The 16,242-nt window shown below is 65.6% G+C and carries 16 protein-coding genes; 8 read left to right on the plus strand and 8 right to left on the minus strand.

Features of this window, described 5'->3' with window-relative positions; translation table 11 throughout:
• Nucleotide 1: 1 nt before the first annotated feature.
• The gene (locus ACZ9H4_RS34210) at nt 2-880 is read right to left on the minus strand and encodes an ABC transporter ATP-binding protein (RefSeq protein WP_408157440.1); all 879 of its coding nucleotides are present in this window, start codon (nt 878-880) and stop codon (nt 2-4) included.
• Nucleotides 877-2,010, minus strand: coding sequence for an MlaE family ABC transporter permease (locus ACZ9H4_RS34215; protein WP_408145528.1), 1,134 nt, complete (start codon nt 2,008-2,010; stop codon nt 877-879). Before ACZ9H4_RS34215 ends, ACZ9H4_RS34210 begins: the two co-directional genes overlap by 4 nt.
• Nucleotides 2,011-2,116: 106 nt before the next feature.
• On the opposite strand from ACZ9H4_RS34215, the gene ACZ9H4_RS34220 reads away from it, so the two are divergent.
• From ACZ9H4_RS34220 to ACZ9H4_RS34230, 3 genes are read left to right on the plus strand one after another with little or no spacing between them, the layout of a single operon-like run.
• The gene (locus ACZ9H4_RS34220) at nt 2,117-3,034 is read left to right on the plus strand and encodes a biotin--[acetyl-CoA-carboxylase] ligase (RefSeq protein WP_476122573.1); all 918 of its coding nucleotides are present in this window, start codon (nt 2,117-2,119) and stop codon (nt 3,032-3,034) included.
• A complete protein-coding gene (locus ACZ9H4_RS34225) occupies nt 3,031-3,864 on the plus strand; it encodes a type III pantothenate kinase (protein ID WP_476122575.1) in 834 nt (277 codons plus the stop codon). Before ACZ9H4_RS34220 ends, ACZ9H4_RS34225 begins: the two co-directional genes overlap by 4 nt.
• 57 nt (nt 3,865-3,921) lie before the next feature.
• Nucleotides 3,922-4,161, plus strand: a complete 240-nt coding sequence (locus ACZ9H4_RS34230; RefSeq protein ID WP_408150333.1) for a hypothetical protein — start codon at nt 3,922-3,924, stop codon at nt 4,159-4,161.
• 89 nt (nt 4,162-4,250) lie between these two features.
• Here ACZ9H4_RS34230 and rfaE2 read toward each other — a convergent pair whose 3' ends face one another.
• The 6 genes from rfaE2 to ACZ9H4_RS34260 form a co-directional block, all read right to left on the minus strand.
• Nucleotides 4,251-4,733, minus strand: coding sequence for a D-glycero-beta-D-manno-heptose 1-phosphate adenylyltransferase (gene rfaE2 / locus ACZ9H4_RS34235; protein ID WP_408150335.1), 483 nt, complete (start codon nt 4,731-4,733; stop codon nt 4,251-4,253).
• 161 nt (nt 4,734-4,894) lie between these two features.
• On the minus strand, nt 4,895-5,767 hold the full coding sequence (locus ACZ9H4_RS34240) for a ferritin family protein (protein WP_121316394.1): 873 nt from the start codon (nt 5,765-5,767) through the stop codon (nt 4,895-4,897).
• A 573-nt stretch (nt 5,768-6,340) separates the two neighbouring features.
• A complete protein-coding gene (locus ACZ9H4_RS34245) occupies nt 6,341-7,144 on the minus strand; it encodes a PhaM family polyhydroxyalkanoate granule multifunctional regulatory protein (protein WP_476122578.1) in 804 nt (267 codons plus the stop codon).
• An 82-nt stretch (nt 7,145-7,226) separates the two neighbouring features.
• The gene (locus ACZ9H4_RS34250) at nt 7,227-8,171 is read right to left on the minus strand and encodes an enoyl-CoA hydratase/isomerase family protein (protein WP_476122580.1); all 945 of its coding nucleotides are present in this window, start codon (nt 8,169-8,171) and stop codon (nt 7,227-7,229) included.
• Between the two features lie 78 nt (nt 8,172-8,249).
• On the minus strand, nt 8,250-9,494 hold the full coding sequence (locus ACZ9H4_RS34255) for an ABC transporter substrate-binding protein (protein WP_408157432.1): 1,245 nt from the start codon (nt 9,492-9,494) through the stop codon (nt 8,250-8,252).
• A 248-nt stretch (nt 9,495-9,742) separates the two neighbouring features.
• Entirely contained in the window at nt 9,743-10,726 is a 984-nt protein-coding gene (locus ACZ9H4_RS34260) for a fumarylacetoacetate hydrolase family protein (RefSeq protein ID WP_408157430.1), read from the minus strand.
• A 232-nt stretch (nt 10,727-10,958) separates the two neighbouring features.
• On the opposite strand from ACZ9H4_RS34260, the gene ACZ9H4_RS34265 reads away from it, so the two are divergent.
• The 5 genes from ACZ9H4_RS34265 (at nt 10,959) to ACZ9H4_RS34285 (ending at nt 16,196) form a co-directional block, all read left to right on the plus strand.
• Complete coding sequence (locus ACZ9H4_RS34265; protein WP_408157428.1) at nt 10,959-11,855, plus strand: IclR family transcriptional regulator; 897 nt, start codon at nt 10,959-10,961, stop codon at nt 11,853-11,855.
• Nucleotides 11,856-12,151: 296 nt separating this feature from the next.
• Nucleotides 12,152-13,462 (plus strand): DUF3108 domain-containing protein, encoded by a 1,311-nt coding sequence (locus tag ACZ9H4_RS34270; protein WP_476122583.1) that lies wholly within the window; start codon nt 12,152-12,154, stop codon nt 13,460-13,462.
• A gap of 189 nt (nt 13,463-13,651) precedes the next feature.
• The gene (locus ACZ9H4_RS34275; protein ID WP_408157462.1) at nt 13,652-14,440 is read left to right on the plus strand and encodes an alpha/beta fold hydrolase; all 789 of its coding nucleotides are present in this window, start codon (nt 13,652-13,654) and stop codon (nt 14,438-14,440) included.
• Nucleotides 14,441-14,559: 119 nt separating this feature from the next.
• Nucleotides 14,560-14,817, plus strand: coding sequence for a BTH_I0359 family protein (locus tag ACZ9H4_RS34280; RefSeq protein WP_007179533.1), 258 nt, complete (start codon nt 14,560-14,562; stop codon nt 14,815-14,817).
• Nucleotides 14,818-15,125: 308 nt separating this feature from the next.
• Complete coding sequence (locus tag ACZ9H4_RS34285; RefSeq protein WP_121316387.1) at nt 15,126-16,196, plus strand: homocysteine S-methyltransferase family protein; 1,071 nt, start codon at nt 15,126-15,128, stop codon at nt 16,194-16,196.
• The last annotated feature ends 46 nt before the right edge of the window (nt 16,197-16,242 follow it).

Below are 16,242 nucleotides of genomic sequence, written 5' to 3' on the forward strand. Positions count from 1 at the left end.
TTCACAGCGGCAATTCGGACGATGCCGGCTCGAGCGCCGCGCGCGGCAGCCTCGCGCGGCGTTCCGGCGGCAGCGCCTGCAACGCGCGGCGCCCGCGCAGGCCGAGGAAATATTCGCGGATGAACGGATGATCGACGCCCGCCGCCTCCTCGACCGGCGCGGCGACCAGCACCTTGCGATCGGCCAGCACGGCGACGCGGGTGGACAGCGCGATCATCGTGTCGAGATCGTGCGTGATCATCACCACCGTCAAACCGAGCGCGCGATGCAGCGCGGAGATCAGCTCGACGAATTCGTCGGACGCCTGGGGGTCGAGCCCGGCGGTCGGTTCGTCGAGGAACAGCAATTCGGGTTCGAGCGCGATTGCGCGGGCAATGCCAACCCGCTTGATCATGCCGCCCGAGAGCGCCGACGGCATCTTCGACGCATGCTTGCACGGCAGGCCGACCATCTCGAGCTTGAGCATCACGATGTCGCGCAGCAGGTCCTCGGGCACGACGCCCAGTTCGCGCACCGGCTGTGCGATGTTGTCGAACACCGACAGCGACGAGAACAGCGCGCCGCGCTGGAACAGCATGCCGGAGCGGCTGCGCATCAGCAGCGCGGTTTCCGGCGAGATGGTCGCGAGGTCCTCGCCGAACAGTTTGATGGTGCCGGAGGACGGCCGCTCGAGACCGAGAATCTGCCGCACCAGCGTGGTTTTGCCCGAGCCCGAGCCGCCGACGATCGACATGATCTCGCCGCGCCGCACGTCCAGGTTCAGATGCTGGTGCACGATGTTGCGGCCGTAGCGCTTGGTGATGTCGATCACCTCGATCACCGGCTCGGCGATCGACGGCACGGGCTGGCCGCGCACGGCCTGGGTGAGTGGCGCGATCATCCTAACCCCACGTTCTGGAACAGGATCGCGAACACCGCGTCCGCGAGAATCACGATGGTGATCGAGGTCACCACCGAGGTCGTCGTGCCTTCGCCGAGACTCTGCGAATTGGCCTTGATGCGAAAGCCGAAGTGACAGCCGACGATCGCGATCAGCATGCCGAACGCGACGCCCTTGCCGAGGCCGATCCACAGGTTCGCGATCGGCACCACGCCCGGCAAGGCCCGCGCGAAGTAGCTCATGTCGATGCCGAGCACGAGCTTGGCGGCGAGCGCGCCGCCGGTCAGCGCGATGATGTTGGTCCACATGACGAGCAGCGGCATCGCCACGCCGAGCGCGATCACGCGCGGCAAGATCAGGCGCAGGCCGTGCGGGATGCCCATTACGCGCATCGCGTCGAGTTCCTCGGTCACGCGCATCACGCCGATCTGCGCGGTGATCGCCGAGCCCGAGCGTCCCGCCACCAGAATCGCCGACAGCACCGGGCCTAGCTCGCGGATCACCGAGAGCCCGAGAATATTGACGATGTACTGGTTGGCGCCGAACAGCCGCAGCTGCTGCGCGGACAGATAACTGAGCACGATGCCGATCAGGAACGCGACCAGCGCGGTGATCGGCAGCGCGCGGGCGCCCGCGTTGTAGACGTTCGCCGAGATCTCGGTCCACGGCGTGATTTTCGGCTTGCGCACGATCGCGAGCAGATCGAGCACGACGCGACCGAGCATGCCGACGCCGCCGTACAGGTGCTCGAAGAACGAGAAGATCGCGAGACCCAGCCGCGTGAACGGGTCGAACTTGACCACCGGCTCGGCCTTCTCGCGCACCGTGTCGAGCAACGCGATGCGCTCGAAGATGTCGCGCTGCGTGTCGGTGAGCGTGGTGTCCGGGGGCATCCGGTGGCCCCACACGCGCCACAGCGCCTGACCGCCGACGTGGTCCATCCGGTCGATGCGCGACAGGTCCCACTCGCCAATGCCCTCAGCGCCGGCGAGCGAGCGCAACAGAGGAATCACGTGGCCAGTGGCGCGGTCGCGCGCGAGCGCGAGCGCCGTCCACTGGCCCGAGAGCCGGACGATCTTGCCTTGGCTGCCAGCCGCGACTTCAAGGCCGGGCGGAGTGTCGTAGTTCAAGGATCGCGAGAATCTGGTTATCGGATTAAGGGCCATTGTAGCGAAGGCGCGGCAGATGGGCCGTGCTCAAAACCCCATGGAGTTCGCTGTCGCTACAATATGCGGCATGAACGCTTCCAAGACCCCACCCCAAGCCGGCGGCGCGGCTGCGGCCGGCGCCGACTGGCGCATCGACCGCGAGCGCGCGGTCGCGCTGTTCGGCGCGCACGCGCATGACTGGCCGATCGAAATCGTCGAGGAAACCGGCTCGACCAACGCCGACCTGATGGCCCGCGTCAAGGCGCTGCCGCGTAAAGCCGGCGCGCTGCCGCGCCCGATCGTGCGAGTCGCGTATCTGCAAACCGCCGGCCGCGGCCGGCGCGGCCGTCCGTGGTACGCGGAGCCGGGCAATGCGCTGCTGTTTTCGGTCGCGTGCGTGTTGCCGCGTCCACTGGAAGGGCTGGCCGGGCTGAGCCTTGCCGTCGGCGTCGCGCTCGTCGACGCGCTGCGCTCGCTGCCGGTCGCCGGTCCCGGCCAGATCGCGCTGAAGTGGCCGAACGACGTGCTGCTCGAAGGCGACAAGCTGGCCGGCATCCTGATCGAAACCGCGTGGAGCACGGACGACGCGAGCGCCGTCGTGATCGGCATCGGCACCAATGTGAAAGGCGCGGACGAACTGGCGGCCAAGGTCGGCGCGCTGAACGCCGATGTGCCGCCGCAGGCGCGCGGCACGATGCCAACTGCGCTGCAACGCGCGCTGCCCAACGCCAATCTCACCGACACGCTCGCCGCCGAGCTGAACGCGCTCGAACCGGCTTTGCAGCGCTTCGGCGCGGAAGGCTTCGCGCCGTTCCAGGCACGCTGGAATGCGGTGCATGCGTATGCGGGCCGCGAAGTCGTGCTGCTGGAACAAGGTGTGGAACTGACGCGCGGCGTGGCGACGGGTGTCGACGAGCGCGGCCAGTTGCTGCTCGACACCGCCACCGGCCGCGAGACCATCGCGACCGGCGACGTCTCGTTGCGTCTGGCCGACGGTGCCGCATGACGAGCGGCGCGCCTTATCTGCTGATCGACGCGGGCAATAGCCGGATCAAGTGGATGCTCGTGCAGGCGGACGGCACGCAGCTCGCCGCCGGCGCGCTGGCACACATGAACCATGCGGCGCAGGGCAGCGCCGATCAGCCCGACTGGTCGAACTTGCCGGCGCCGGGCAGCGCGTGGTTATCCAATGTCGCCGGTGAAGGCGTCGCCGCGCGAGTCGCGGCGCTGCTCGATGCGCACTGGCCGCAACTGCCGCTCACTACGATCCGCGCCCGGGCGCAGCAATGCGGCGTGACCAATCGCTACACCACCCCCGAGGCGCTCGGCAGCGATCGCTGGGCCGGCATGATCGGCGCGCATGCGGCGTTTCCCGGCGAACACCTGCTGATCGCGACGTTCGGCACGGCGACCACGCTCGAAGCCTTGCGTGCGGACGGCTGTTTTGTCGGCGGTCTGATTGCGCCGGGCTGGACCCTGATGATGCGTTCGCTCGGTGAGCACACGGCGCAACTGCCGACGCTCGACGCCGCCGCGGCACGCGGGTTGCTCGATGCCGATGACGCGCCCGACACCGCACGCCGCGGCCCGTTCTTCGCGACGGATACGCCGCGCTCGCTGTCGGCCGGTTGCACGCTGGCGCAAGCCGGCTTGATCGAGCGGATGTGGCGCGACTTGCAGGATGAATGGCAGGTGCCGGTGCGGCTCGTGGTCAGCGGCGGCGCCGTGCACGAAGTGGCGGGTGCGCTCAAAGTGCCGCATACTCGCCACGATTCGCTCGTGCTGTCCGGCCTCGCGCTGATTGCGGCCGAGTGCACAGGGCAACGTAGCGCCTGAATCGCTACGCCGCAAACATAACAACGGCTCAACTCTCTCTGGACGGGACCATCCACAATGCTCCGCTGGCCGATCGCCATCTTGCTTCTTGCCAACATTCTGGCATTCGTCGCGGTGCGCGGCGTATTCGGCCCAGCGCCCACGGCCGGCGGCCGCGAGCCCAATCATCTGAATCGCCAGGTGCATCCGGACTGGCTGAAAGTGCAGCCGATCACCGCTACCGAGGCCGCCGATCAGCCGGTCGTCGGCGGTCCGGCGCCGTCGGCGCCGGTTGCGGCATCGACGTTGCCGCAGTAAAAAGCTTCAGGCGAAAGCACGACCACAGCGCGGCAATTGCGGTTTCTTATGAACGCGAACGCGCTGCGTAACCTTCAGCGCAACACCGTTCAACCTTGCGTGCGGACCTTCTTCAGAAGTGCGGTGGTCGAGCGATCGTGCTCGAAAGGAATCGCCAACGCCTTGCCGCCCCAGCCTCGCACGATCGACGACTCCGGCAACACATCCATATCGTAGTCGCCGCCCTTGACCAGCACGTCCGGCCGCAACGCCGTGATCAGTTCCACCGGCGTCTTCTCGCCGAAGCACACCACGTAGTCGACGCTCTCCAGCGCCGCCAGCAACGCCATGCGGTCGGCTTCGTTGTTGATCGGCCGGTCATCGCCTTTGCCGAGCATGCGCACCGACGCATCGCTATTCACACCGACGACGAGGCACGCGCCCAACGCCTTCGCATCGGCGAGATAGGTCACGTGCCCGCGATGCAGGATGTCGAACACCCCGTTGGTGAACACGAGCGGCGCGCTCAACGAAGGACGCAGCTTCACCAGTGCATCGCGCGTCAGAATCTTGCGTTCGAAAATAGCAGCCATGACAAAGTCGGAGAGAGAAAAATGCCGTCACGATACACGGTGCACGCGCTGAAGCAAAACGGCCCGACAAGCTCACGCCTGTCGGGCCGTTCGAAACCGTCAAACCGGCTCGCGACTTAGGCACTAAAGCGCGCCTGAATCCGCGAAACCTGATCACCTCGTCACGCCGGTTGTTCAGCCGACTTCTGCTCCGCCTGCAAGCGCGCGACCACTTCCTTGCGATAGCGGTTCAATTCCTGCGCCGTGGTGAACGTGCGCTCGAACAGCAGCGACAGATTATGCAGAATACGCTCGACCACTTTCTTTTCCCAGCCGTCGTCGAAACGGATCTGTTCGTCGAGCCAGCGCTCGAGCCATTCCGGATCCGGCAGACGCGATTGAATCGTGTCGCGCGGGAACAGCGCCTGATTCACGTGCAGGTTCGTGGGGTGCAGCGGCTTTTCCGTGCGGCGCGCCGAAGCCATCAGGACACCGATCTTCGCGAATGCAGCGCGTGCGATGTCGCCGGTTTGCACCATCGCCTTCTTCATGTAGCGCAGATACGCGCCGCCATGACGCGCTTCGTCGCGCGAAATGGTTTCGTAGATCTGCTTGATGACCGGCTCGGTGTGCCATTCGGCTGCACGGCGATACCAATGATTCAGGCGGATTTCGCCGCAGAAGTGCAGCATCAGCGTTTCGAGCGGCGGCGCCGGATCGAATTCGAAGCGCACGGCGTGCAGTTCTTCTTCGGTCGGGCACATTTCCGGTTTGAAGCGGCGCAGATATTCCATCAGCACCAGCGAATGCTTCTGTTCTTCGAAGAACCACACGCTCATGAACGCGGAGAAATCGCTGTCGTGATGGTTGTCACGCAGAAACATTTCCGTGGCGGGCAACGCCGACCATTCGGTGATCGCGTTCATCTTGATCGTCGCGGCCTGCTCGTCGGTCAATAGCGATGCATCGAACTTGTCCCAGGGAATGTCTTTTTCCATGTCCCATCGAACGGATTCGAGCGATTTATAAAGTTCCGGATAAAGCATGGTGTTCATAGTCCCACCCCTGTTCTGCGCATACTGTCTGTGTCTGTAACTACTACGTGTAGCACTTTCGCTCACGACGAACGAAATACACCGTTTGTCGGCCAAGCATTCAATTTTACGCGGTAATCGGCTGCCTAGATGCACCTGGCAGCAAAGAAGTGCGGACGTTTTGCGCCAGCGTTAACCCGTAAGTTACGCGCTGTGCGGCCAACCGTGGGTGAGGGATACCCTATGCCTGAGGTCGAGCCAGTCTGCGATGAAAACCGCACCGTCCAGCCCTGCGCCGGTCGCACCGGCGGCAAATGAAGCGAGGGCGGCTGGATTGGTTCTTGTCAACGCGCGCCCAAAAGCCAAATGAAGCTTACACAATGATAGCACGCGGACTTTACCGATTTCGCATCATAAGGCTCGCAATTCCGGTGCCCGCTTGACCTGTAGCAAAAAGCCCGCAATCGGCGCAGTGTGCCTGGTAATCGGCGGCAAAAGCATGACAGGCGGCGAATTTGTCGTTTTGGGTCGGGCCGGCCTCGAGATTTTGGCGCGGCGGCGCGACACGCGCGCCGCCGTCTTTCGTTCCTGCCGTTAAATAGACTTTTTCGCGGTCGAACCACTCGCGCCCGTGCTGCCCGCGCGTTTTGCGGAGGTCGACGCACGCTTTGCCGCCGGCCGCTTCTTCGCGGGCGTTCCGGCTTGCTGCGATGCCGAGGTGTGAGCCGCCGCGCCGCGCGCCGCCGACGACTTCGCCGCATCCTTTTTGGCGTCCGTCGCTGCCCCGCCTGCCGCGGCTGCGGTGGCTGCCGGTTGCGTCATCGCGAACTGGGCGATCTGGTCGAACTGCGATTGCAGCAGATTCCACCAGGCCGACGCGTCGAACGGCGGCGTGGCGGGGGTGTCCTCTTTCGCGTTGTCTGCGGCAGCCGCACTGTCCGATGGCGCGGCGCTCTGCGCGGCCGGTGCCGGCGCAGGGGCCGCCGGATGCGGCCAGCCGCTCGCCGGCGCGGGGCTCGGCGCGGCGGACGCCGCGGCCGGCTGCGCCATCGACGACTGCGCGAACGCACCAAACGCACGCAGTGTCGCGAGCGTCGCGCGCTGCACTTCGAGCGCCTGAATCGCGGACTGCAGCATGCTCAGATTCAGCTTCAGCCATTGCTCGACGGCGCGCATATCGGTGATGCGCTTGTCGAGCTCTTCGACGTTGGTGAGCGGCGCCATCATGTCGGACATCATCGACAGCGACGGCCCGAGGCTGCCGCCCGGTTGCGCGCCGGTGAGCGCGGAGCCGAACGGCGAGAGCCGCATCATGCCCCACATGCGATCGAGCATTTCAGCGGGCGGGAACCCAGGAAAGCCGGGAAAGGGCGGCGTGGAATCAGTCGTGTCGGTCATGCTTGTCGCCTCGATGCATTGGGGGAAGGGATGAGCGCGATTCGCGCGTATGCGATCCGATCATACCGTGCGAAGCACGGCCTCAGGACCGCTCGTTGCCCGCTGAGCCGCTGTTCGCGCTGTCGTTGGTGCCTCTATTCGCGCGGTTATCCGACGGTGCCTGCGGCTGTCCGCGCCACGGATCGCTTGCGCCGAAATCAGGCGCGCGGCGCTCACGCAGCGAGTTCACGCCCTCGCGCACGTCCGGCCCGGCAAAACCCATGAATTCCAGCGCGAGCGACGTATCGAACGCGGGGCCCGCCGAGCGCAGCCAGTTGTTCAACGCATACTTGGTCCAGCGAATCGCCGTCTGGGAGCCGTTCGCGAGTTTCTGCGCGACTTCGAACGCCTTGGGCAGCAGATCGTTTTCATCGACGGCGAGCGACACGAGGCCGATGCGCTCCGCCTCTTCGCCGCTCACCGGTTCGCACAGCATCAGGTAGTACTTGGCCTTCGCCATGCCGCACAGAAGCGGCCACACGATTGCCGCGTGATCGCCGGCGGCGACGCCGAGGCGCGTATGACCGTCGATGATGCGTGCGGTCTTCGCCGCGATCGAGATATCGGCGAGCAGGCCCGCCACGAGTCCCGCGCCGACCGCCGGACCATGCATCGCCGACACGACCGGCTTGCTGCAATTGATCACGTTGTAGACGAGATCGCGCGCCTCGCGCCACACCCGCGCGCGCACGTCGAAATCGGTCGCCATGTCTTCCACGAGTTGCAGATCGCCGCCGGCCGAAAAGCCCTTGCCCTCGCCGCGAATGATCGCGACGCGCGTGTCGGGATCGCGGTCGATGTCGCGCCAGATCTCGGCGAGTTCGAAGTGCATTCGCGCGTTGGCCGTGGCGAGTCCGCTTTTGTTCGCGCCCTCGCCGCTCATCACGACTTCGAGCACGCCGTGCGGATGGCGATGCAACTGCAGCGACTGATAGTGCGCGTAGTACGCGTCGTTGCTGTGGCCGTTACTGTGTGGTGCCTGAGACATGATGAGCAATCCGTATGTCGCTGTGTCTGTTGAACCGGGGCCGCGCGAACGGCAAATGCGGCGGCAGGCGCCGCAACTTCAACGCGGCTGATAAACCCATTTAGCGTTCCTGATTTCCACCATCACGCGCGCGCGCTGATCGAGCCCGAGATGATCGGTGGCGCTCATGTTGACCACGCCGTTGGTGTCCGCGAGGCCGTGCGTCGCTTCGAGCGCATCGCGCAGCGCGCGGCGAAATTCCGGCGTGCCCGGCGCGCCCGCCTTCAGCGCGATCGGCACGGCGTGGTCGAGCAACGCGCCCGCGTCCCACGTGTACGAGCCGAACGCCGACACGCTGCCCGGTCCGCGCAACGCCTCGAAGCGCGCGATATAGTCGAGCGCGAGGCGTTTTGCCGGATGATCCGCCGGCAGTTGCGCCGCGACCAGCACCGGGCTCGCGGGCAGGAACGTGCCGTTGCAGTCGGCGCCGCAGACGCGCAGGAAGTCGTTATTGCCGACGCCGTGATTGTGATAGATCAGGCCTTTGTAGCCGCGTTCACGCAGCGTCTTGGGCGGCAATGCGGCGGGCGTGCCGGCCGCGCCGACCACCACCGCATCGGGATGGGTCGCGATGATCTTAAGGACCTGGCCGGTCACGCTCGGATCGGTGCGATTGAAGCGCTCGCTCGCCACCATGCCGATGTGATGCAGTTGCGCGAACTTCGCGACTTCGGCATAGAAGGTCTCGCCGAGCGCGTCCGCCTGGCCGATGAATGCGATGGTTTTGACGCCGTGCGTGCTCGCGTGTTCGGCGATGGCCGAGGCCATCATCGCGTCGGTCTGCGGGGTCTTGAATACCCAGTGGCGTTTCGCGTCGACGGGCTCGATGATTTTCGCCGACGACGCGAGCGAGATCATCGGCGTTTCACCTGCGGCGACCACGTCGATCATCGCCAGCGAGTTCGGTGTGATCGACGAACCGATGATCGCGTCAACGCGATTTTCGGAGATCAGCTTCTTGGTGTCCTGCACGGCCTGGGTCGTGTCGGACGCGTCGTCGAGCACGATGTATTCGACTGTCTGTCCGCCGATCTGTTTGGGCAGCAGCGCGACGGTGTCGCGTGCGGGAATGCCGAGCGACGCAGCCGGGCCGGTGAGCGACAGCACGAGGCCGATCTTGACCTGCGCGATCGCCAGCGCGGGCAACGCGCCGGCGAGTACCGTGCCTAGCGCGGCGGCGCGGCGCACGAAACGGTTGCGCGCATGGCTCGCGCGCATGCATGCACTCACGTTCGACGCGCGAGCGCGCCGGCTTCCAGGCTCAAGGGATTCCAATCGCGGCATGCTGTCTCCTCACGTCGGTTTTTCGTTTTGATGGACTGCCGATGCGCTGCGCCCGCGCCGTCGGGCGCGGCTTTTTGCGCCCTTGTTTTCACTGCACGACTTGCGATGAACCGGTGGCCCGCCACCCCGGCCTTGCCGCCGCGCCAGTCAGTGTAGCCGCGCGCCGTGGCGGCGGCATCGGGCGAAACCCTTTCGTCTGCGCAAGGTTGGCGCGAACGCGGTTGCGCATTTCGCCCCGCCGCCAGGCTTCAATCCAGCGGCGCGATGCCTTGATCGATCGAACCGAAAATGGACTTGCCCGCTTCGTCGAACATTTCGATCTTCACGGTATCGCCGTATTTCATGAACTCGGTTTGCGGCGCGCCGTGCTCGATGGTTTCGAGGCAGCGCTTCTCGGCGATACAGCAATAGCCGCGCTTCGCGTCCTTGTTCGACACCGTGCCCGAACCCACGATCGCTCCGGCGCGCAGGTTGCGCGTTTTCGCGGCGTGCGCGATCAATTGGCCGAAGTGAAACACCATGTCGGTGCCTGCGTCCGGCTGGCCGACCTTCTTGCCGTTCCAGTGGACGATCATCGGCCGGTGCACGCGGCCTTCGCGCCAGTGTTCTCCGAGTTCGTCGGGCGTGACCGCGACCGGCGCGAACGACGTGGCGGGCTTGCTCTGGAAAAAGCCGAAGCCCTTCGCGAGTTCGGCAGGAATCAGATTGCGCAGCGACACGTCGTTGACGAGCGTGATCAGGCGCACGCTTCTGAGCGCCTGGTCGGGCGTGACGCCCATCGGCACGTCGGCGGTGATCACGGCGACTTCCGCTTCGAAGTCGATGCCGAACGCCTCCGAGGCGCACACCACGTCGTCTTTCGGGCCGATGAAGTCGTCGCTGCCGCCCTGGTACATCAGCGGATCGGTCCAGAATTCCGGCGGCATGTCCGCGCCGCGCGCGCGTCGCACGAGTTCGACGTGATTCACGTACGACGAGCCGTCGGCCCACTGGAACGCACGCGGCAGCGGCGCCATGCATTCCCTGGCGTCGAAGGAAAAGCTGTTGCGCGCGCGGCCCTGATTGAGCGCGTCGTACAACTCGTGCAGTTGCGGCGCATAGAAGGACCAGTCGTCGAGCACGCGCTGCATGGTGGGCGCGATCGCATCGGCAATGGCCGCGGTGTGCAGGTCGCGGGACACGACGATCAGTTGGCCGTCGCGCGTGCCGTCCTTCAGCGTGGCAAGTTTCATAGGGGAGCGAACCGTGGTAGTGACGATGGAGGGAATCTATTCTACGATGGTGAATCGGCGTGACCCAAGTGGCCGGGGGGTGCCGGGGGAAGGGGCGCTGCTGGCTGCCGGTTGCCCTGCACGATACCGGTGCGTTGACGGGCGACCACGACTGCGCGCGAACGCCGCTATCCAATGTGCCGCCACTCATTTCTTTCCATCATCTTTTGAACGCGCTCGATGCGCCCCGCTCATGCCTCCAACCACCCGCTCGGGCGCGATCCGCACCGACACCGCCTCAGCTGACCCGCTCGACGCCCCCGAAGCCGACGACGAAAGCATCGAGGCCGGCGAGGAGAAACTGCGCTCGGGCATCCAGTCGATTGAAGTCGGCTTTCGCCTGCTCGACGTGCTGACCCGCGAACCGCGCGCGATGATGCTGCGCGATCTCGCGCAGCGCGCCGGCATGAGCCCGGCGAAGGCGCATCGTTATCTGGTGAGTTTTCTGCGTCTCGGCGTCGTCGCGCAAGACCCGCTGTCGGGCCGCTACGAACTCGGCGGTTTCGCGTTGCAACTGGGTCTTGCGCGGCTTGCGCGCGTGGACGGCGTCAAGCTCGCGCGAATCGCGCTCGCCGAGTTGCGCGACCGGCTCGATCTGACGGTCGGCATCGCCGTGTGGGGCAATCAGGGGCCGACCATGGTTCACTGGATGGAGTCGAGCCATCCGGCCAAGGCGTCGCTGAAACTCGGCGACGTGATGCCGCTGCTCAGTTCCGCCACCGGCCTGCTGTTCGCCGCCTATCTGCCGGCGAGCAAAACCGCCGCGATGCTCGAGCGCGAACTCGCCGATTCGCGCCGCTCGTCGCAGATGGGCGGGCCGGGCACGCGCGAGGAAGTCGACAAGGTGCTGGCTCAGGTCCGCGAGCATCAGGCGGCGCGCGTGGAAGGCATGTTGCTGCCGACTATCCACGCGTTCTGCATGCCGGTGTTCGACTCGACCGGCGAACTCGCGCTCGGCCTCGTCACGCTCGGCCAGGAAGGCGGGTTCGATATCCGCTGGGGCGGCGAGATCGATACGGCGCTGCGTGAATGCGCGCAAAAGCTCTCGTACGAGCTAGGGTATAGTGCCGCGCCACGTCACGAAAATTGAGGGGCCGGGTGGGGTTGCGGTCGTCGGCAGTTTGATTCGATGTCGGCGGTATGGGGTTGCGGGCATGGTCGACGCTGCCGCCATGATGGACACGGCGGGCCGCGTCGCACGCATAGGGCCCCGGCGTGTTTTCGCCGTCGCGGAACATCATGCGCGGCCGTGCGGTCGAATCCGTTCGCCGCTTGCCGTGCGTGCGCACGTCGGAGTGAACGCCTTTCGCGCGTCAGCCGACACCGTGCGCCCCGCAGCGCCCGCATCCATCCCGACCCATTCCCTCCACCCACATTCAATCGCCGATGGCCTCAGCTCCCGCCACACGCCGCGTCAATCGCCTGCCGCCCAACGGGCGAAGCGGCGGGTCGCGCGCGTGGCGATGGCTTGCGGTGCTGGCCGTGGTGGCCGTTCTGCACTGGATTGCCGCGCAGTGGTTCGAACGCAACCGCGCGACGCTCAATCCAACCGATCACGAGAACGTGCCGGTGCAGGTCGTGCTGCTGACGCCCGAGCGCATCGAGCGCAAACCCGCGCCGGCCGCGCCACCCGTGCCCGCCCCGGCGCCCGCCCATAAGGCCGCGGCGAGTCCACCGCGCGAACACGTGCTGACCGCCCTGCAGCCGGCAACGCAAGCTACGCCGCCAGCCGCGGCTGCGTCGGACGTGGCGGCAAGCGCGCCGGCCGCGGCGGCGAGTCCCAATGCCCACGCCGATGCCGCCGCAAATGCCGCAGACACAGCCAGCACACCCGCTGCGGCCAGCGCGCCTCAAGCGGCGCCTGGGGTGAAGTTTTCGGTCCCGCCATCCGCCGAATTACAGTACGACACGTTCTACAACGGCGTGCGCAATCAGCCCGGCACGATCCACTGGACCAGCAACGCGCAAGGCTACGAGATGATCGTGTCCGTGCCGCTGCCGTTCGTCGGCCCGTTTGTCTATTCGAGCCGTGGCCGCCTCGATGCGTTCGGTCTCGCGCCCGATCAGTACAGCGAAAAGCGCGGCCATCGGGCGGAAGACATCGCCATCTTCAACCGCACCGATAAAAAGATCGGCTTCACGCGCACACCGGCCACGCTGCCGCTGGCCGACGGCGCGCAGGACCGTTTCAGCATGGTGATGCAGCTTGCGAGCCTCGTACGCGGCGACCCGTCCGCGTATAAGCCCGGTGTGACCCGGCAGTTCTTCGTCGTCGATAACGACAGCGGCGAGAACTGGCCGGTCGAAACGATCGGCGACGAGACCATTCGCACGGCCGAGGGCTACCTCGACACGCGGCATTTCAAACGCTTGCCGCGTCATGACGGCGACATGCGACGCATCGACGTGTGGCTCGCGCCGTCGCTCGGCTGGCTGCCCGCGCGCATCGTTCAAACAGAACCGAACGGCACGCAATTCGAACTGGTGTGGCGCGGCAAGCTCTCGCTCGACGATGCGGGATCGACCGGCGGTAGCGGCAATGACGGCGGCGCGGCCGCTTCGCCCTCGCCCTCGCCCTCGCCCTCGCCCTCGCCTGACAATTCAACCACCTCGCCCGCCGACGCATCGGCACTTACGCCCGAACCCGCGCCCGCCGCACCGGTCGATCCGACCGCCCCGGGCAGCGTCAAACCCTGACATCCCCACAACCTGAACAGGGTCTCGACCGGATCGCCGAACTTCCACGACGACGCCGACTCGCACCAGTTGCTGCAACCGTTCGCGCGTGCGCTGCGTATATGGATCAGCCCCAAATCGCGGGGGCGGAACACGACGCGTGCAAACGGACGAACGGACCTTCCACTGCGTTCCCTTCAAGGAGCCCGCATGCAAGTGAACATCAACGGAATCGAAACGCGCTATGTGCTGAGCAACGAGGGCGGCGGCCCGTGGCTGACGTTCATCCACCAACTGGGGGGCGATCTGTCCGTCTGGGACCAGCTTGCCGGCTATTTCCGCGACGACTACACCGTGCTGCGCTACGACGTGCGCGGCCACGGCGAGACGGCGGTATCCGGCAAGCCGTTCAGCGTCGACGATCTTTCAAACGATCTCGCCGCGCTGCTCGATGCGCTGGGTGCCCCGACGACTCATCTGGTCGGCATGTCGATGGGCGGCATGATCGCGCAGCAATTCGCGCTGAACCACCCTTCACGCGTCGACACCTTGACGATCGCCGACAGCACGGCCGGCACGTTGCCGGAGAACCGCGCCGTCTGGGATCAACGCGCCCATGCAGCGCGCAGCGACGGCGTCGCGGCGCTGGTGCCCACGACTTTGAGCCGCTGGCTCACACCCGGCTTTCAGGCCGCGCACCCCGAAGCGGTAGAGCAGATTCGCGACGTGCTCGCCCATACGTTGCCAGAAGGCTACGCCATGGCATGCGAAGCGCTGCGCGATTTCGACGTAAGCAGTAAGCTGGGAAGCATTCGTTGTCCAACCTTGACCGTGGCGGGCCACCACGACTCAGGCACGCCGCCTGCTGCTACGCGTGCAATAGCAGACGCCATCGAAGGCGCACAGTTCGAACTCCTCGACGCCGCTCATCTCGCGCCCATCGAGCAATCTCACCGTTTTGCTGCACTGCTTGAAACGTTTCTTGAAAGGCCGGTCTAACCGGTAGGTTCGGACGCTGGGCAAGCGTCACATCCGGACCCACCCCTTGAATTCCACCACATACGCTCCACGTATGGTGCAGAAACGGCCAGGAGCCAACGGAAATAAGGAGTGTCGCCATGCAAATGATCTACAACAGCCCCAACTATTGTGTCGTCGAGTTTCCGCCGCAGGAAGGTCCTCTGGCCATGAAGTCGGGTGGCTACGAGATCGTCGATAAAAACATGCAGCGCGAAATCTACATCGACGGTGCAATGGCGGCGCGCTTTCGCGAGCACGTGCAGAAGTTGATCGAAGAGGAACCGTCTCTGGACGAGGTCGACGAATTTCTCGGCCAGTTCGACAGCCTGATGCACCAACCGGTGATCCTTCACTAACCGCGGGATTCGCTTCAATCTCTTTGGCGACATGGATTGACCGCGCCGTCCGGCCCGGCCGGCGGCCTTTATAAGGCGGTCAGCACTCGTAAAACGGCCCAGCAGGCTTTTGCCGCGCTGGGCCGTTTTCTTGGCAGCGCGCTTTGGCGTCGCTAACGGTTTGTCCCCGTACCGCTTCTCGCATTATCTTTGGCTCGCTGCCTTGCCCCGCACGCCCGGGCGTGGCTTCACCCGCGCCGGGCGCATCCGCCCGGCAGCGGCTACAATGACAGGTTTCCCGAAAAAGCCGGCGCAAGCCCTCATCCGCCATGAACCAGCCTGCTCAAACCGCCACGCCAGTCCGTTCCGAGCCCGCCTACACGCGCGGCACGGCGCTCCCCGCGCTGCTCAAATCGCGCATCCTGATCCTGGACGGCGCAATGGGCACGATGATCCAGCGCTACAAGCTCGACGAAGCCCGCTATCGCGGTGAGCGCTTCAAGGACTACGGGCGCGACATCAAGGGCAACAACGAGTTGCTGTCGATCACGCAGCCGCAGATCATCGCCGAGATTCATGAGCAGTATCTGGCGGCGGGCGCCGACATCGTCGAAACCAACACGTTCGGCGCGACCACGGTGGCGCAGGCGGACTACGGCATGGAAGCGCTGGCCATCGAGATGAATCTCGAGTCGGCAAAACTGGCGCGCGCCGCGTGCGACAAGTATTCGACGCCGGACAAGCCACGCTTCGTCGCGGGCGCCATCGGACCGACGCCGAAGACCGCGAGCATTTCCCCTGACGTGAACGATCCGGGCGCACGCAACGTGACCTTCGACGAACTGCGCACCGCCTACTACGAGCAGGCCAAGGCGCTGCTCGACGGCGGCGTGGACCTGTTCCTCGTCGAAACGATCTTCGACACGCTCAATGCCAAAGCCGCGCTGTTCGCGCTCGACGAGCTGTTCGAAGACACGGGCGAGCGTCTGCCGATCATGATCTCCGGCACCGTCACGGACGCGTCGGGGCGTATTCTGTCGGGGCAAACCGTCGAGGCGTTCTGGAACTCGCTGCGTCACGCGAAGCCGCTTACGTTCGGTCTGAACTGCGCGCTGGGCGCGGCGCTGATGCGCCCGTACATCGCCGAACTGGCGAAGCTTTGTGACACTTACGTGTCGTGCTATCCGAACGCCGGTTTGCCGAATCCGATGAGCGACACCGGCTTCGACGAATTGCCCGCGGATACCTCCGGCCTGCTCAAGGAGTTCGCCCAGGCCGGTCTCGTGAACATCGCGGGCGGCTGCTGCGGCACGACGCCGGAGCACATCGCGGCGATTGCCCAGGCGCTCGCCGAAGTGAAGCCGCGCCAGTGGCCGACCCAGTATCGCGACGCCGCCTGAGCCCGGCGGCCCGAGTTCGGGCCGCCGCTCCCGCAGTACCGAAATA

The organism is Paraburkholderia sp. TE9906 (genome assembly GCF_056279605.1).

Excerpts from the sequence above, each read along its gene's own strand:
- ACZ9H4_RS34210 (WP_408157440.1), bottom strand. The coding sequence starts at position 880 with ATGATCGCGCCACTCACCCAGGCCGTGCGCGGCCAGCCCGTGCCGTCG.
- ACZ9H4_RS34220 (WP_476122573.1), top strand. The coding sequence starts at position 2,117 with ATGAACGCTTCCAAGACCCCACCCCAAGCCGGCGGCGCGGCTGCGGCC.
- ACZ9H4_RS34225 (WP_476122575.1), top strand. The coding sequence starts at position 3,031 with ATGACGAGCGGCGCGCCTTATCTGCTGATCGACGCGGGCAATAGCCGG.
- ACZ9H4_RS34230 (WP_408150333.1), top strand. The coding sequence starts at position 3,922 with ATGCTCCGCTGGCCGATCGCCATCTTGCTTCTTGCCAACATTCTGGCA.
- rfaE2 (WP_408150335.1), bottom strand. The coding sequence starts at position 4,733 with ATGGCTGCTATTTTCGAACGCAAGATTCTGACGCGCGATGCACTGGTG.
- ACZ9H4_RS34240 (WP_121316394.1), bottom strand. The coding sequence starts at position 5,767 with ATGAACACCATGCTTTATCCGGAACTTTATAAATCGCTCGAATCCGTT.
- ACZ9H4_RS34245 (WP_476122578.1), bottom strand. The coding sequence starts at position 7,144 with ATGACCGACACGACTGATTCCACGCCGCCCTTTCCCGGCTTTCCTGGG.
- ACZ9H4_RS34250 (WP_476122580.1), bottom strand. The coding sequence starts at position 8,171 with ATGTCTCAGGCACCACACAGTAACGGCCACAGCAACGACGCGTACTAC.
- ACZ9H4_RS34255 (WP_408157432.1), bottom strand. The coding sequence starts at position 9,494 with ATGCCGCGATTGGAATCCCTTGAGCCTGGAAGCCGGCGCGCTCGCGCG.
- ACZ9H4_RS34260 (WP_408157430.1), bottom strand. The coding sequence starts at position 10,726 with ATGAAACTTGCCACGCTGAAGGACGGCACGCGCGACGGCCAACTGATC.
- ACZ9H4_RS34265 (WP_408157428.1), top strand. The coding sequence starts at position 10,959 with ATGCCTCCAACCACCCGCTCGGGCGCGATCCGCACCGACACCGCCTCA.
- ACZ9H4_RS34270 (WP_476122583.1), top strand. The coding sequence starts at position 12,152 with ATGGCCTCAGCTCCCGCCACACGCCGCGTCAATCGCCTGCCGCCCAAC.
- ACZ9H4_RS34275 (WP_408157462.1), top strand. The coding sequence starts at position 13,652 with ATGCAAGTGAACATCAACGGAATCGAAACGCGCTATGTGCTGAGCAAC.
- ACZ9H4_RS34280 (WP_007179533.1), top strand. The coding sequence starts at position 14,560 with ATGCAAATGATCTACAACAGCCCCAACTATTGTGTCGTCGAGTTTCCG.
- ACZ9H4_RS34285 (WP_121316387.1), top strand. The coding sequence starts at position 15,126 with ATGAACCAGCCTGCTCAAACCGCCACGCCAGTCCGTTCCGAGCCCGCC.